The organism is Serratia sp. CY74737, from assembly GCF_052166775.1.
Classification (GTDB): Bacteria; Pseudomonadota; Gammaproteobacteria; order Enterobacterales; family Enterobacteriaceae; genus Serratia; species Serratia ureilytica.
In genome coordinates this window covers 57,659-72,769 of record NZ_JBJNOF010000020.1, presented here as the reverse complement: position 1 = coordinate 72,769, position 15,111 = coordinate 57,659, and the positions used below count along the sequence as shown (strand labels likewise).

At 61.3% G+C, this 15,111-nt stretch carries 16 protein-coding genes; 9 read left to right on the top strand and 7 right to left on the bottom strand.

Going from position 1 to position 15,111, the window contains the following annotated elements:
* Window positions 1-50: 50 nt before the first annotated feature.
* The 5 genes from cpxR to ACJ8PE_RS23250 all read left to right on the top strand — a co-directional run bounded on the left by cpxR (window position 51) and on the right by ACJ8PE_RS23250 (window position 4,268).
* The gene (gene cpxR / locus ACJ8PE_RS23270) at window positions 51-749 is read left to right on the top strand and encodes an envelope stress response regulator transcription factor CpxR (protein WP_004931124.1); all 699 of its coding nucleotides are present in this window, start codon (window positions 51-53) and stop codon (window positions 747-749) included.
* Window positions 746-2,140, top strand: coding sequence for an envelope stress sensor histidine kinase CpxA (gene cpxA / locus ACJ8PE_RS23265; protein ID WP_015379421.1), 1,395 nt, complete (start codon window positions 746-748; stop codon window positions 2,138-2,140). The genes cpxR and cpxA overlap by 4 nt, the downstream gene beginning before the upstream one ends.
* Before the next feature lie 43 nt (window positions 2,141-2,183).
* The gene (gene trmL / locus ACJ8PE_RS23260) at window positions 2,184-2,657 is read left to right on the top strand and encodes a tRNA (uridine(34)/cytosine(34)/5-carboxymethylaminomethyluridine(34)-2'-O)-methyltransferase TrmL (protein WP_033645205.1); all 474 of its coding nucleotides are present in this window, start codon (window positions 2,184-2,186) and stop codon (window positions 2,655-2,657) included.
* A gap of 61 nt (window positions 2,658-2,718) precedes the next feature.
* Complete coding sequence (locus ACJ8PE_RS23255) at window positions 2,719-3,492, top strand: CHAD domain-containing protein (protein WP_197761855.1); 774 nt, start codon at window positions 2,719-2,721, stop codon at window positions 3,490-3,492.
* 104 nt (window positions 3,493-3,596) lie between these two features.
* Entirely contained in the window at window positions 3,597-4,268 is a 672-nt protein-coding gene (locus tag ACJ8PE_RS23250; protein WP_033645203.1) for a DUF3313 domain-containing protein, read from the top strand.
* A gap of 61 nt (window positions 4,269-4,329) precedes the next feature.
* Here ACJ8PE_RS23250 and cysE read toward each other — a convergent pair whose 3' ends face one another.
* From cysE to ACJ8PE_RS23225, 5 genes are all read right to left on the bottom strand, one after another.
* Complete coding sequence (gene cysE, locus ACJ8PE_RS23245; protein WP_025304676.1) at window positions 4,330-5,151, bottom strand: serine O-acetyltransferase; 822 nt, start codon at window positions 5,149-5,151, stop codon at window positions 4,330-4,332.
* Window positions 5,152-5,257: 106 nt separating this feature from the next.
* The gene (gene gpsA, locus ACJ8PE_RS23240; protein WP_033645202.1) at window positions 5,258-6,277 is read right to left on the bottom strand and encodes an NAD(P)H-dependent glycerol-3-phosphate dehydrogenase; all 1,020 of its coding nucleotides are present in this window, start codon (window positions 6,275-6,277) and stop codon (window positions 5,258-5,260) included.
* Complete coding sequence (gene secB, locus ACJ8PE_RS23235) at window positions 6,277-6,747, bottom strand: protein-export chaperone SecB (protein WP_004931139.1); 471 nt, start codon at window positions 6,745-6,747, stop codon at window positions 6,277-6,279. Before secB ends, gpsA begins: the two co-directional genes overlap by 1 nt.
* Before the next feature lie 57 nt (window positions 6,748-6,804).
* Complete coding sequence (gene grxC, locus ACJ8PE_RS23230) at window positions 6,805-7,053, bottom strand: glutaredoxin 3 (RefSeq protein WP_004931142.1); 249 nt, start codon at window positions 7,051-7,053, stop codon at window positions 6,805-6,807.
* Between the two features lie 28 nt (window positions 7,054-7,081).
* Window positions 7,082-7,516 carry a rhodanese-like domain-containing protein gene (locus tag ACJ8PE_RS23225; RefSeq protein ID WP_033645201.1) on the bottom strand — a complete coding sequence of 145 codons (435 nt, stop codon included), beginning with the start codon at window positions 7,514-7,516 and terminating at the stop codon, window positions 7,082-7,084.
* Window positions 7,517-7,813: 297 nt separating this feature from the next.
* Between ACJ8PE_RS23225 and gpmM the strand changes: the two genes are divergently transcribed.
* The 3 genes from gpmM to ACJ8PE_RS23210 are packed head-to-tail and all read left to right on the top strand — an operon-like array spanning window position 7,814 to window position 11,658.
* Window positions 7,814-9,358: a 2,3-bisphosphoglycerate-independent phosphoglycerate mutase gene (gene gpmM / locus ACJ8PE_RS23220; protein ID WP_197793776.1), complete on the top strand. Its 1,545-nt coding sequence runs from the start codon at window positions 7,814-7,816 to the stop codon at window positions 9,356-9,358.
* A gap of 9 nt (window positions 9,359-9,367) precedes the next feature.
* Window positions 9,368-10,702 carry a murein hydrolase activator EnvC gene (gene envC / locus ACJ8PE_RS23215; protein WP_028128084.1) on the top strand — a complete coding sequence of 445 codons (1,335 nt, stop codon included), beginning with the start codon at window positions 9,368-9,370 and terminating at the stop codon, window positions 10,700-10,702.
* A 2-nt stretch (window positions 10,703-10,704) separates the two neighbouring features.
* Window positions 10,705-11,658, top strand: a complete 954-nt coding sequence (locus tag ACJ8PE_RS23210) for a divergent polysaccharide deacetylase family protein (RefSeq protein WP_047025852.1) — start codon at window positions 10,705-10,707, stop codon at window positions 11,656-11,658.
* Window positions 11,659-11,698: 40 nt separating this feature from the next.
* Here ACJ8PE_RS23210 and tdh read toward each other — a convergent pair whose 3' ends face one another.
* Window positions 11,699-12,724 carry an L-threonine 3-dehydrogenase gene (tdh, locus tag ACJ8PE_RS23205; RefSeq protein WP_033645198.1) on the bottom strand — a complete coding sequence of 342 codons (1,026 nt, stop codon included), beginning with the start codon at window positions 12,722-12,724 and terminating at the stop codon, window positions 11,699-11,701.
* 9 nt (window positions 12,725-12,733) lie between these two features.
* The gene (kbl, locus tag ACJ8PE_RS23200) at window positions 12,734-13,930 is read right to left on the bottom strand and encodes a glycine C-acetyltransferase (RefSeq protein ID WP_033645197.1); all 1,197 of its coding nucleotides are present in this window, start codon (window positions 13,928-13,930) and stop codon (window positions 12,734-12,736) included.
* A gap of 240 nt (window positions 13,931-14,170) precedes the next feature.
* Between kbl and rfaD the strand changes: the two genes are divergently transcribed.
* Window positions 14,171-15,100 carry an ADP-glyceromanno-heptose 6-epimerase gene (gene rfaD / locus ACJ8PE_RS23195; RefSeq protein WP_033645196.1) on the top strand — a complete coding sequence of 310 codons (930 nt, stop codon included), beginning with the start codon at window positions 14,171-14,173 and terminating at the stop codon, window positions 15,098-15,100.
* Window positions 15,101-15,111 lie beyond the last annotated feature (11 nt).

Genomic DNA, 15,111 nt, shown 5'->3' with positions numbered 1-15,111 from the left:
ATGGAATGGCAACAGTTGATGACGTATTTTGCGTCTGGAGGTAAATCATAATGAACAAGATTCTGTTAGTTGACGACGACCGCGAGTTGACCTCGCTGTTAAAAGAACTGCTTGAAATGGAAGGTTTTAATATCGTCGTCGCGCACGATGGCGAGCAGGCGTTGTCGCTGCTGGACAGCTCCGTCGATCTGCTGCTGCTCGACATCATGATGCCGAAGAAAAACGGCATCGATACGCTGAAAGAACTGCGCCAACATCACCAAACGCCGGTCATCATGCTGACCGCGCGCGGCAGCGAGCTGGACCGCGTGCTGGGCCTGGAGCTGGGCGCCGATGATTACCTGCCGAAACCCTTCAACGATCGCGAGCTGGTCGCGCGCATCCGCGCCATTCTGCGCCGTTCCAACTGGAGCGAACAGCAGCAACAGGTCGACAGCGGCGCCCCGACGCTGGATGTCGATGGCCTGCAGCTGAACCCCGGCCGCCAGGAGGCCAGCTTCGACGGCCAGGTGCTGGATCTGACCGGCACCGAGTTCACCCTGCTGTATCTGCTGGCGCAGCATCTCGGCCAGGTGGTGTCGCGCGAACTGCTGAGCCAGGAAGTGCTGGGCAAACGCCTGACTCCGTTCGATCGCGCCATCGACATGCACATCTCCAACCTGCGGCGTAAGCTGCCGGATCGCAAAGACGGGCATCCGTGGTTCAAAACCCTGCGCGGGCGTGGTTATTTGATGGTATCTGCAACATGATCAACAGTTTGACGGCACGCATCTTCGCCATTTTCTGGTTCACGTTAGCCCTGGTGCTAATGCTGGTGCTGATGGTGCCCAAGCTCGACTCCCGCCAAATGACCTCGCTGCTCGACAGCGAGCAGCGGCAGGGGTTGATGCTGGAACAGCACGTCGAGGCCGAGCTGCAAAACGATCCGGCCAACGATCTGATGTGGTGGCGCCGCCTGTTCCGCGCCATCGACAAATGGGCGCCGCCGGGCCAACGCCTGCTGCTGGTCACCAGCGAAGGCCGGGTGATCGGCGCGCAGCGCAACGAAATGCAGATCGTCCGCAACTTCATCGGCCAATCCGATAACTCGGATCATCCGAAGAAGAAAAAATACGGCCGCGTCGAGCTGGTCGGGCCGTTCGCGGTGCGTGACGGCGAAGACAACTACCAGCTGTACCTGATCCGTCCCGCCAACAGCCCGCAATCCGATTTCATCAACCTGATGTTCGACCGGCCGCTGCTGCTGCTGATCGTCACCATGCTGATCAGCGCCCCGCTGCTGCTGTGGCTGGCCTGGAGCCTGGCGAAGCCGGCGCGCAAGCTGAAGAACGCCGCCGATGACGTGGCGCGCGGCAACCTGAAGCAGCATCCGGAGCTGGAGGCCGGTCCGCAGGAGTTCCTGGCTACCGGCGCCAGCTTCAACCAAATGGTCAGCGCGCTGGAGCGCATGATGAACGCGCAGCAGCGGCTGATCTCGGACATCTCGCACGAGCTGCGCACGCCGCTGACTCGCCTGCAGTTGGCCACCGCGCTGATGCGCCGCCGCCACGGCGAAGGCCACGAACTGGCGCGCATCGAAACCGAAGCACAGCGGCTGGATTCGATGATCAACGATCTGCTGGCGCTGTCGCGCGGGCAGCAGAAGGGCGAGCTGGCGCGCGAGCAGCTGAAGGCCAACGAACTGTGGGCCGACGTGCTGGACAACGCCCGTTTCGAAGCGGAACAGATGGGCAAGCAGCTGGAGATCGCTGCGCCGCCCGGTCCGTGGACGCTGTTCGGCAACGCGAGCGCGCTGGACAGCGCGTTGGAAAACATCGTGCGCAACGCCCTGCGTTATTCGCACACCCGCATCGCCGTGGCGTTCAGCGCCGACAATCAGGGCGTGACCATCCAGGTTGACGACGACGGCCCCGGCGTCAGCGCCGAAGATCGCGAGCAGATTTTCCGCCCGTTCTACCGCACCGATGAGGCGCGCGACCGTGAGTCCGGCGGCACCGGCCTTGGCCTGGCGATCGTCGAGGCGGCGGTCAATCAGCATCGCGGCTGGGTGAAGGCCGAAGACAGCCCGCTTGGCGGTCTGCGGCTGGTGCTGTGGCTGCCGCTGCATCATCAACGCCTATCGTCTAAGACAGAACAGTAAGAGTTTGCTATCCTGCGCCCCTCGTTCACGAGGGGCCTGCAACATGCTGAACATCGTTTTATTTGAACCCGAAATTCCACCCAATACCGGCAATATCATTCGCCTGTGCGCCAATACCGGCTTTAATCTGCATCTGATCGAACCGCTGGGTTTTCCGTGGGACGACAAGCGTCTGCGCCGCGCCGGGCTGGATTACCATGAGTTCACCCGCGTCCACCGTCATGCCGACTACGCCGCTTTTCTCGCCGCCGAGGATCCGCAACGGCTGTTTGCTCTCACGACCAAAGGCACGCCGGCGCACAGCGCCGTCAGCTATCAGGCCGGCGACTACCTGCTGTTCGGCCCGGAAACGCGCGGGTTGCCCGCCGACATCCTCGATGCGCTGCCCGCGCAGCAAAAAATCCGCATCCCGATGCAGGCGCAAAGCCGCAGCATGAACCTGTCGAATGCCGTCGCGGTGGTGGTTTATGAAGCCTGGCGGCAGCTGGACTATGCCGGCGCGCTGATCAAGGCGTAATCCGCAACGACGCGCCATACTGAAGGAGGCATCGTTGCGATGCTCTCTCCAGGAACGGCACATGGCTTTCGTCGAGGATATTGTCACCCCGCTTCGCCGGCTCGAGTCGGCGCTGAACGAGGCGCTACAGCGGCTGCAACAGGCGCCGGACAGCGAAGCGCTGCACGATTTGCGCGTCAGTCTGCGCCGTATCCGCAGCCTGCTGCGCCCGTTGCACGGTTGCCCCGGCGCAACGCGGCTCGATCGGGCCGCCGCCCAGTTGGGCAGGCTCACGACGCCGCTGCGCGATCTCGAGGTGCTGATCGCCGAACTGGCGCACCATCATCTGGATTGGCAGGCCAACGTGCGCCAGAGCGATTTTCAGGCCCGCTGCCGCCAACTGCTCGCCAACCCGCAGCTCATCAGCTTCCCTTCGCTATTGCACGCCTGGCCGCACCGCTTTCGCCGCACCGCGCAACGCGCCGCCAAACACCGTGTGAACCGACGCCTGCAGCGCCAGCAACGGCAATTGCGCCGGGCATTGGCTGATACCGGCTACGATCGCCACCGTCTTCGGCTGCTGGTTAAACGCCTGCGTTACGCGGCCGAAGCCTACCCGCAACGCCTTCCCCTTTCTCCCGCCGCGATGACGAGCCTGAAAGCGGCGCAAAATGCCCTCGGTGATTGGCACGACCGGGAGGTTTGGTGCCTGCAAGCCGAACATCAGGCGGATCTCTGGCCATTGTTGCCACAGTGGCAAGCTGAGCTACGCCTGACGCGGGCCAGAGCGGATGCCTCACTCGCCGCCTTATCACCGGCGCTGGCGACAAAAACCGGCGGCGCATCACGATCCTGAAAAAAGGCCGCGACAGGGCACGCCCGGCCCCGAAAATGCCCGCTACGCCGCAGATAATGCGCTATGTTTTGTAAGGGTAATCACTACTCATCATAGGAAACCACATGAAAAAACAACGCTTGAGCGTTGCCATGGCCGTTCTGGCAGCGGGCCTGTTGCTGGCGGGCTGTTCGTCCAAAGTCACCCAAACGTCGCAATATTCGGGCTTCTTGTCCGATTACAGCAAACTGCAGGAAACCACCTCGCCCAGCGGTCATAAAACGCTGCGCTGGGTAGATCCGAGTTACAAGGAATCCAACTATCGCGGCATCTATTTCCAACCGGTGGTCTATTTCCCGGCGGAGAAACCCACGGCGCGCGTCAGTCAGGACACGTTGAACAAGATTAAGGCCTACGCGACCCAGCGGATCAAAACCGCGCTGCAGAACCGCTTTACCATTCTGCCAAGCCCGGCGGGCTCGCGCGTGCTGGTGGCCAAACTCGCCATCACCGCCGTTTCGGCCGAAAACGAAGACATGAAGTTCTATGAGGTGGTGCCGGTCGCTGCGGTGGTTGCCAGCACCATGGCGGCTACCGGGCACCGGACGCAAAATACCGCGCTGTATATCGAAGGCGAGTTGATCGACCAGGATACCGGTAAAACGGTGATGGAAGTGGTGCGCAAGGCCTACGGTAAAACCGTCAACAACGACAGCACGCCGGTCACGGCGGATGACGTCAAGGCGGCGATCGACGATATCGTTACCGATATCACCCAGTTCCCGAAACAGGGCTGACCGCCGTTTGAAAAACACAGGGGGAGCCGAAGCTCCCCCTGAATGGACCCGCAGGCACGGCTTAGATGCCGTCGCCGTACTCGAATCCGTGGTTGGTGCCGTTGAAGTATTGATCCATATCCATCGACGGCGTATCGCTCTCCGGGCGCCCGACGATGCGCGCCGGTACGCCGGCGGCGGTGGTGTGCGGCGGCACCGCCTGCAAGACCACCGAGCCCGCGCCAATCTTGGCGCCCTTGCCCACTTCGATATTGCCGAGAATTTTGGCGCCGGCGCCAATCATCACCCCTTCGCGGATTTTCGGGTGACGGTCGCCGCTGGTTTTACCGGTACCGCCCAGGGTGACCGACTGCAGAATAGAGACGTTGTTTTCCACCACCGCCGTTTCACCAATCACGATGCCGGTGGCGTGGTCGAGCATGATGCCGCAGCCGATGGTCGCCGCCGGGTGGATGTCTACGCCGAAGGCGACGGAAATTTGATTTTGCAGGTAGATCGCCAGCGCTTGCCGCCCTTGCTGCCACAGCCAGTGGCCGATGCGGTAAGCCTGCAGCGCGTGGAACCCTTTCAGGTAAAGCAGCGGCGTGGAGTATTTATCGACCGCCGGGTCGCGCAGCCGCACCGCGAGAATATCGCGCGCCGCCGAAACGATCATCTGATTGTCGGACTTGTAGGCCTCTTCCACCACCTCGCGCACCGCGATGGCGGGCATGATCGGCGTCGCCAGCTTGTTGGCCAACATATAGCTGAGCGCGCTGCCCAGGTTCTCATGCTTGAGCAACGTCGCATGGAAAAAGCTGGCCAGCATCGGTTCACAATCAGCCAGTGCTCGCGCTTCTGATTTAATGCTGTTCCAGACCTGTTCCAACTCTTCTGACGACATCACATACCCCTTTGCCTTGCCAAACGGGCCGCTTCACACGGTGGCGCGGAGCGGCCCAGGTCATTTGCGGGGTCAGCATTCCGCTGCCCCGACATATCGTTTTATGTCACGCGCTGGGCTTTTCGTCCTTTCGGGCTCGCCCCAGCAGGCTCAGCGCCGCTTCGCGGGCGTCCTTATGGCAGTAAAGCACCTGATAGATCTGTTCGGTGATCGGCATTTCAACGCCGTGCCGCTGCGCCAACGCCAACACCTCTTTGGTATTGCGATAGCCCTCGACCACCTGACCGATGCTGTCCTGCGCTTCCTGCACGCCTTTGCCCTGCCCCAGCATAATGCCGAAGCGGCGGTTGCGCGACTGGTTGTCCGTGCAGGTTAGCACCAGATCCCCCAGCCCCGCCATGCCCATGAACGTCGAAGGGTCGGCGCCCAGCGCAGAACCCAGACGGCTCATTTCCGCCAGCCCGCGCGTAATCAACGCGGTGCGGGCGTTGGCGCCGAAACCGATGCCGTCGGACATGCCGGCGCCGATGGCGATCACGTTCTTCACCGCGCCGCCAAGCTGAACGCCGATGAAGTCGGGATTGCTGTAGACGCGGAAGCTCTTGCCGCAGTGCAGCAGCTGTTGCAGATCGTCGGCGAACTGCGCATCGGTCGCCGCCAGCGCAATCGCCGTCGGCAGGCCGGCGGCCAGCTCTTTGGCGAACGTCGGCCCGGAGAGCACCGCCAGCGGGATCGCCTCGCCCAACGCCTCACGCGCCACGTCCTGCAGCAACCGGCCGGTTTCGGCCTCCAGCCCCTTGGTGGCCCACACGATGCGGGCGTCAGGGCGCAGATGCGGCTTCAGCTGGCGCAACACGTCGCCGAACACATGGCTCGGCACCACCACCAGCACGTCGCGGCTGGCAGCCAGCGCACGCGCCAAATCGGCTTCAAGCAGCAGGGTATCGGGGAAAGGAACGTCGGGCAGAAACGCCTGATTGCAGCGATCGCGCTGCAACGTTTGAATTTGCGCGGGGTTATGCCCCCACAACACCACGGTGTGGCCGTTACGCGCCAGCGTGATGGCTAATGCGGTGCCGTACGAGCCGGCACCGATGACAGTCATTGAAGCATTGACGGTGTTCATCAGGCATCCTGATGTGGTGCGGCACCTTCGCCTTCCGCCTGCTGCTGCAGATAGTTCATGAACAGCGCGTCAAAGTTGACCGGTGCCAGGTTCAGCTGCGGGAATGTGCCGCGGGAAACCAGGCTGGTGATGCACTCGCGCGCATACGGGAACAAGATGTTCGGGCAGTATGCGCCCAGGCAATGCGCCAGCTGCGTGCCTTCGATGCCTGCTACCGAGAAGATGCCCGCCTGTTGCACTTCGCACAGGAACGCCGTCTCTTCGCCCAGGGTCGCCGTCACGGTTACGCGCAGTACCACTTCATACACTTCGTCAGCCAGTTGGCTGGACGCGGTATCCAGATCAAGTTTAACTTCCGGCTGCCATTCCTGCTGGAAAACCTGCGGCGCGTTCGGCGCTTCGAAGGAGATGTCCTTGGTATAAATACGTTGGATCTGGAAAGCCATTTCAGTGCTGTTTTGTTCTGACATGTGAGTAATACCCTTGGTTAAACGTCCTTATTGACACTCGGTGAACCGGCAAGCTGCTTAAAGCAGCGGATCCAGGCCGCCGCGAGCATCGAGTTCATATAAATCATCACAGCCGCCGATATGCCGGCCGTCGATGAAAATCTGCGGCACGGTGGTGCGCCCGCTGCGCTCGATCATCACTTCGCGCTTGGCGTTATCGCCGTCGATGGCGATCTCGTTAAACGCCGCGCCCTTGCTGTTCAACAGCGCCTTGGCGCGATGGCAGAACGGGCAAGTCGCTTTGGTGTAGATATCAATGTTAGCCATGGATTGCCACCTCAAATAGGTTTAACGGTTACTTGCCGCGCACCAGCGGCAGGTTTTCTCCGCTCCAGCCGGCGATGCCGTCTTTCAGCATCGTCACCTTTTCAAAACCGGCCTTGCTCAGGTTCTCCGCGGGCTCGCGGGAGGCGGTGCCGTTGGCGCACACGACGATGATCGGCTGCGCTTTGTGTTTTTCCAGCTCGCCCAGGCTGCCGCTTTTGATTTCGCTGGCGGTCAGGTTGATGGCGCTGGCCAGGTGACCACGGCGAAAATCGTCGCGGCTGCGGGTGTCAACCACCACGGCATCTTCTTTGTTGATCAGGCGGATAGCTTCACCGCGAGCGATCTCTTTGACCTTGGAGAAACGGCTTTTGAAGGTCATGACGATCACGGCGACCAGCAGAGCGATCCAAGCCAGGCTCAGAATAGGGTGTCTGCTTACGAATGGCATAATTTCTTGCAGCATGGGGGGTAACAACTCCCGTCAGTTAAGGGATAAATAAGTCAAGGTTCCAGAGTATACCTGCCGAGTGCGGCAAATACAGCCAATAAGCAAGCGCGATTGTAGAAACTGCGGGCTGCGCTGAGAAATTCCCGAGGTCAGAGCATAAAAGCCCGCGCGATTCGCCGCAACCTTGATCTCTTTGGGCTATTTATCGCCGGCGGCGGTGTAAAATCAGCCGGTTTTTCGAGGGCGAACAGCCATGCTTCCGGCGGGCGCATGGCTATTCGCAGCTTAAAAAGTTCATAAGAGGTCAATGCAATGTCGAGCAACAAAAAACCGATGGTACTGGTGATCCTGGACGGTTACGGCCACCGTGAAGAGCGGCAGGACAACGCGATCCTGAACGCCGGCACCCCGGTGATGGATCGCCTGTGGCGGGAGCAGCCGCATACGCTGATCGCCGCTTCAGGACTGGATGTCGGCCTGCCCGACGGCCAAATGGGCAACTCCGAAGTCGGCCACGTCAACCTGGGCGCCGGGCGCATCGTATACCAGGATCTGACCCGGCTGGACAAAGCGATCGCCGACGGCGACTTCTTCGCCAATCCGGTCCTGACCGCCGCCGTCGATAAGGCCGTGGCGGCCGACAAAGCGGTGCATATCATGGGCCTGCTGTCGCCGGGCGGCGTGCACAGCCACGACGAGCACATCCTGGCCATGATTAAACTGGCCGCCCGGCGCGGCGCCAAAGCCGTCTATCTGCATGCCTTCCTCGACGGACGCGACACGCCACCGCGCAGCGCCGAAGCCCCGCTGCAGCGCTGCCGCGAGGCCTTCGCCACGCTGGGCGTCGGGCGCATCGCTTCACTCATTGGGCGCTACTACGCCATGGATCGCGACAACCGTTGGGATCGCGTGCAGCTGGCCTATGACCTGTTGACCGCGGCCAAAGGCGACTACGTGGCCGACGATGCGGTAGCCGGTTTGCAGGCCGCCTACCAGCGTGGTGAAAACGACGAGTTCGTCAAACCGACCGTCATTCGCGCCGCCGGCGAGGCCGATGCCGCGATGCAGGACGGCGATGCGTTGATCTTCATGAACTTCCGCGCTGACCGCGCGCGCCAGATCACCCGCGCTTTCGTGAACGCGGATTTCGACGGTTTCCCACGCGCCAAACAGGTGCAGTTCGGCGATTTCGTGATGCTGACCGAGTACGCCGCCGACATCGACACCGCCTGCGCCTATCCGCCGGCATCGCTGGCCAACACCTTCGGCGAATGGCTGATGAAGCACGACAAAACCCAGCTGCGCATCTCGGAAACCGAAAAATACGCCCACGTCACCTTCTTCTATAACGGCGGCGTGGAAGCGCCGTTCAAAGGGGAAGACCGCGTGCTGGTCAATTCGCCGAAGGTCGCCACCTACGATCTGCAGCCTGAGATGAGCGCCGCCGAACTGACCGACAAACTGTTGACCGCCATCCGCAGCGGCAAATACGACGCCATTATCTGCAACTACCCGAACGGCGACATGGTGGGGCATACCGGCGTGTATGAAGCGGCGGTCAAAGCGGTGGAAACGCTGGACGCCTGCATCGCCCAGGTGGTTGACGCGGTGCGCGACGTCGACGGTCAGTTGCTGATCACCGCCGATCACGGCAACGCCGAGCAGATGCGCGATCCGGCCACCGGCCAGGCGCATACCGCCCACACCAGCCTGCCGGTGCCGCTGATTTACGTCGGCAAACCGGCGCAGGCGGTCGAAGGCGGCAAGCTTTCGGACATCGCGCCAACCCTGTTAACGCTGATGGGAATGGAAATCCCGCAAGAGATGACTGGTAAGCCGCTGTTCATCGTGGAATAATCCTTCTCCATGAGGGAGAAGGCGTTTTTTGCACTATCAAGGGTAACCCGAAGCGCAAACGCAGGCAGCCGGCCGCTGCCTGAACGCACCGCGCCAAGGACGTTCACCGCCATGTGCGCCAGCGTATTTTGCGCTGGCGTCTTGCTGTTGCCGCTCGCCGGCCAGGCGGCGGAAGACAATAAATCCCAGCTGAAAGACATTCAGCAGAGCATCGCCGAGAAAGAAAAAGCGGTGAAGCAGCAGCAACAGCAGCGCAGCTCGCTGCAGGATCAGCTGCGGCAGCAGGAAAAAACCATCGCTCAGGCCAGCCGCCAGTTGCGCGACACCCAGGGCACGCTCACCCAGTTGGGCAAGGACATTTCCGGCCTGAACGCCTCGATCGCCAAGCTGCAAAAGCAGCAATCGACCCAGCAAAACCTCCTCGCCAAACAGCTCGACGCCGCCTTCCGGCAAGGGCAGCACAGCGCCGTGCAGCTGATCCTCAGCGGTGAAGAAAGCCAGCGCAGCGAACGTATTCTGGCCTATTTCGGTTATCTGAACGAAGCGCGCCAGAAAACCATCGAAGAGCTGAAACAGACCCGCGCCGAGCTGGCGAAGCAAAAAACCACGCTGGTGGCCAAACAGGGCCAGCAAAAATCCTTACTGAGCGAACAACAGACGCAGCAGCAGAAGCTGGAGCAGGCGCGCGGCGCCCGCAAGAAAACGCTGACCGCGCTGGAAGCCTCGCTGGAAAAAGACCAACAACGCCTGGTGGAACTGCGCCAAAACGAAGCCCGCATGCGCGACAAGATCGCCCGGGCGGAGCGCGAAGCCCGTGCGCGCGCCGAACGCGAAGCGCGTGAAGCGGCCAAGGTGCGCGAACAGGTGCGCATCAAGGAACAGCAGGCGAAGAAAACCGGCACCACCTACAAACCTAGCGAAGCCGATCGCTCGCTGATGGCGCGAACCGGCGGCCTCGGCCGTCCGGCCGGCCAGCTGATGTGGCCGGTGCGCGGCCGCACGCTGCACGGCTTTGGCGAGCAGCAGCAGGGCGAGCTACGCTGGAAAGGCATGGTGATCGAAGCCCGCGAAGGCAGCGAAGTGAAAGCCGTCGCCGATGGCCGCGTGCTGCTGGCCGACTGGCTGCAAGGCTATGGCCTGATGGTGGTGGTCGAACACGGTAAAGGCGACATGAGCGTGTACGGCTATAACCAAAGCGCGTTGGTCAACGTCGGGGCGCAGGTGCGCGCTGGCCAGCCGATCGCTCTGGTCGGCACCAGCGGCGGCCAGGGAACGCCGTCGCTCTATTTCGAAATCCGTCGTCAGGGACAGGCGGTTAACCCACTGCCGTGGTTGGGAAGATAGATTTGCGCTATGTCAAAACCCGTACAGCTCTGTTAATGGGCTGTCTGCTGCAGGCTTACGCTGCGCAGGCAGGAAAACTCTCCATCGTCATCGATGACGTGGGCTACCGCCCCCACGAAGAAAATGCGGTGCTGCAAATGCCGACGGCGATCTCGGTCGCAGTCTTGCCCAACGCGCCGCACGCCCGCCTGATGGCCACCCGCGCCCACAGCCAGGGCCGCGAAGTGCTGATCCACATGCCGATGGCGCCGCTCAGCAAGCAGCCGCTGGAGCGCGATACGCTGCAGCCCGCCATGAGCAGCGACGAGATCCAGCGCATCATCCGCAACGCGGTGAACAACGTGCCTTACGCGGTCGGCATGAACAACCACATGGGCAGCGCCATGACCTCCAGCCTGCCGGGCATGCAGAAAGTGATGCAGGCGCTCGAAAGCTACCGTCTGTACTTCCTCGACAGCATGACCATCGGCAACAGCCAGGCGACCCGCGCCGCGGCTGGCACCGGCGTGAAGGTGATCAAACGCAAGGTGTTCCTCGACGATACCGCGAACGAAGCCGATATCCGCCGTCAGTTCAACCGCGCGGTTGAATTGGCGCGGCGCAACGGTTCCGCCATCGCCATCGGCCACCCGCGCCCGGCAACGGTGAAAGTGCTGCAGCAGATGCTGCCGTCGCTGCCCGCCGATATCGTGCTGGTCAAACCGAGCGCGCTGCTGAACGAACCGCAGGGCAACGGTGGCGGCAGCTACGTCCCGCCGCCGGTCAAACCGCAAAAACCGCAGCCGAAGAACCCGTTCAGCGGCGGCATCAAACAGTGCAAGGTCAAACCGCCGAAGGAAAAAACCAACGCCGGCACCGCGCTGGGCGTTATCGCCGACAGCATTGCCACCTCGCCGCCGGTGACCTTCATCAAGCGTCATTGGCAGCACTGGACGCAAACCAAACCGCAAGCATAAAAAAGGGCCGGAATTCCGGCCCTTTTCACGCCTGCCGAGATCAATCCCAGCTCAGCACCACTTTGCCCGACTTGCCGGAGCGCATGGCGTCGAAGCCCTGCTGGAACTCGTCGATCGAGAAACGGTGGGTGATGATCGGGGTCAAATCCAGACCGGACTGGATTAGCGCCGCCATCTTGTACCAGGTCTCAAACATTTCGCGGCCGTAAATCCCTTTGATAAACAGCCCTTTGAAAATCACCTGGTTCCAGTCGATCGACATATCCGAAGGCGGAATGCCCAGCATGGCGATGCGCCCGCCGTGGTTCATGGCGTTCAGCAGCGTGCGGAACGCCGGCGGCGCGCCGGACATTTCCAGACCGACGTCGAATCCTTCGGTCATGCCCAGCTCGGCCATCACGTCGTTGAGGTTTTCCTTGCTGACGTTCACCGCGCGGGTCACGCCCATCTTGCGCGCCAGTTCCAGACGGTATTCGTTAACGTCGGTGATCACCACATGACGGGCGCCGACGTGTTTGCACACCGCCGCCGCCATGATGCCGATCGGGCCGGCGCCGGACACCAGCACGTCTTCCCCGACCAGATCGAACGACAGCGCGGTATGCACCGCGTTGCCGAACGGATCGAAGATCGAAGCCAGTTCGTCGGAGATGTTATCCGGGATCTTGAAGGCATTGAACGCCGGGATCACCAGATATTCCGCGAAGCTGCCCGGACGGTTCACGCCCACGCCGATGGTGTTGCGGCACAGGTGCGTGCGGCCGCCGCGGCAGTTGCGGCAGTGGCCGCAGGTGATGTGGCCTTCGCCGGACACGCGATCGCCGATGCTGAAGCCTTTGACTTCCTGACCGATCGCCACCACTTCGCCCACGTATTCATGGCCGACCACCATCGGAACCGGAATGGTTTTTTGCGACCACTCGTCCCAGTTGTAGATATGCACATCGGTGCCGCAGATCGCGGTTTTGCGGATTTTGATCATGATGTCGTTGTGGCCCAGCTCCGGCTGAGGCACGTCGGTCATCCAAATCCCTTCTTCCGCTTTCAGTTTTGACAGTGCTTTCATGGTTTTACCTTATGCAATAACGCCAAGATCCTTACCGATACGTGTAAACGCCGCCACTGCGCGTTCGATTTGCTCCGGGGTGTGGTCGGCGGACATCTGGGTGCGGATGCGCGCCTGGCCTTTCGGCACCACCGGATAGAAGAAACCGGTCACATAGATGCCTTCCTTGAGCAACGCATTGGCGAATTCCTGCGCCAGCTTCGCCTCCCCCAGCATGACCGGGATGATGGCGTGATCGGCGCCGGCCAGGGTGAAGCCGGCGGCGGTCATTTTTTCGCGGAACAGACGCGCGTTGGCCCACAGGCGATCGCGCAGCGCATCGCCCTCTTCCAACAGTTCCAGCACTTTGATCGACGCGGCGACGATCGCCGGCGCCAGCGAGTTGGAGAACAGGTACGGGCGCGAACGCTGGCGCAGCCACTCCACCACTTCTTTCTTGGCGGCGGTGTAGCCGCCGGACGCGCCGCCCAGCGCCTTGCCTAACGTACCGGTAATGATATCGACGCGGCCCATCACTTCGCAGTATTCATGGGTGCCGCGCCCGTTGGCGCCGACAAAGCCCACCGCGTGGGAGTCATCCACCATCACCAGCGCCTGATACTCGTCCGCCAGATCGCAAACCCCTTTCAGGTTGGCGATCACGCCGTCCATCGAGAACACGCCGTCGGTGGCGATCAGAATGTGGCGCGCGCCGTCGGCTTTGGCCTGTTTCAGCTGCGCGGCCAGCTCGGCCATGTCGTTATTAGCGTAGCGATAGCGCTTGGCCTTGCACAGCCGCACGCCGTCGATGATCGACGCATGGTTCAACGCATCGGAGATAATGGCGTCTTCCGGGCCGAGCAGAGTTTCGAACAGCCCGCCGTTGGCGTCGAAGCAAGAGGAGTACAGGATCGCGTCTTCCATGCCCAAAAAGGCCGCCAGTTTTTGTTCGAGCTGCTTGTGGCTGTCCTGGGTGCCGCAGATGAAGCGCACCGACGCCATGCCGAAACCGTGGCTGTCCATCCCCGATTTGGCGGCGGCGATCAGCGCCGGATGGTTGGCCAGGCCCAGGTAGTTATTGGCGCAGAAGTTGATCACATGGCTGCCGTCGGCGACGGCGATGTCCGCCTGTTGCGCGGAGGTAATGATGCGTTCTTCCTTGAACAGCCCTTCACTGCGCGTGGCGGCAAGCTGTTGTTCCAACTGCTGATAAAAAGACGCTGACATTCGGTTATCTCCAGGATTGGGCTAATTGCGGCATATTTTACTGATTTGTAACCAAACTGACGAGAATGCACGGGAGAGAATATTAAAATTGCAGCAGATATCACGGCAAACGGCGGACTTCAATGGCAATGCGGGATATTCGGAGCCCTTCCGCTGTTTGCCGCGGCATGAAATGCTATGATAACCGCCATTGAGCGTGGGGCATTGTGCCCCACCAGGCAGCTTAGCAGGGGTAACCCAATGATTATCGTTACTGGCGGCGCCGGCATGATCGGCAGCAACATCATTAAGGCACTGAACGACAAGGGATATCGCGATATCCTGGTGGTGGACAACCTGAAAGACGGCACCAAGTTCGTCAACCTGGTCGATCTGGACATCGCTGACTATATCGATAAAGAAGACTTTATCGCCAGCATCGTGGCCGGCGACGATCTGGGCGAGATCGAAGCGGTGTTCCACGAAGGCGCCTGCTCTGCGACCACCGAGTGGGACGGCAAGTACATGATGGACAACAACTATCAGTACTCCAAAGACCTGCTGCACTACTGCCTGGATCGCGAGATTCCGTTCCTGTATGCCTCCTCCGCCGCCACTTACGGCGGCCGCGAAGAGTTTATCGAAGAGCGTCAGTATGAAGCGCCGCTCAACGTGTACGGCTATTCCAAATTCCTGTTCGATCAGTACGTGCGTGAGATCCTGCCGGAAGCGGACTCGCAGATCTGCGGCTTCCGCTACTTCAACGTTTACGGCCCGCGTGAAGGCCACAAAGGCAGCATGGCCAGCGTCGCCTTCCACCTGAACACCCAGATCAACCGCGGCGAAAACCCGAAACTGTTCGCCGGCAGCGAAAACTTCAAGCGTGACTTCATCTACGTCGGCGACGTGGCGGCGGTCAACCTGTGGTTCTGGGAAACCGGCAAATCCGGCATCTTCAACTGCGGCACCGGCCGGGCGGAAACCTTCCAGGCGGTGGCTGACGCGGTGGTGGACTTCCATCAGCAAGGCGCGGTGGAATACATCGAGTTCCCGGAGAAGCTGAAGGGCCGCTATCAGGCGTACACCCAGGCCGATCTGACCAAGCTGCGCGCCGCCGGCTACGACGCACCGTTCAAAACGGTCGCCGAAGGCGTGAAAGAGTACATGGCCTGGTTGAACCGCACCGCATAAGCTGAAGGAAT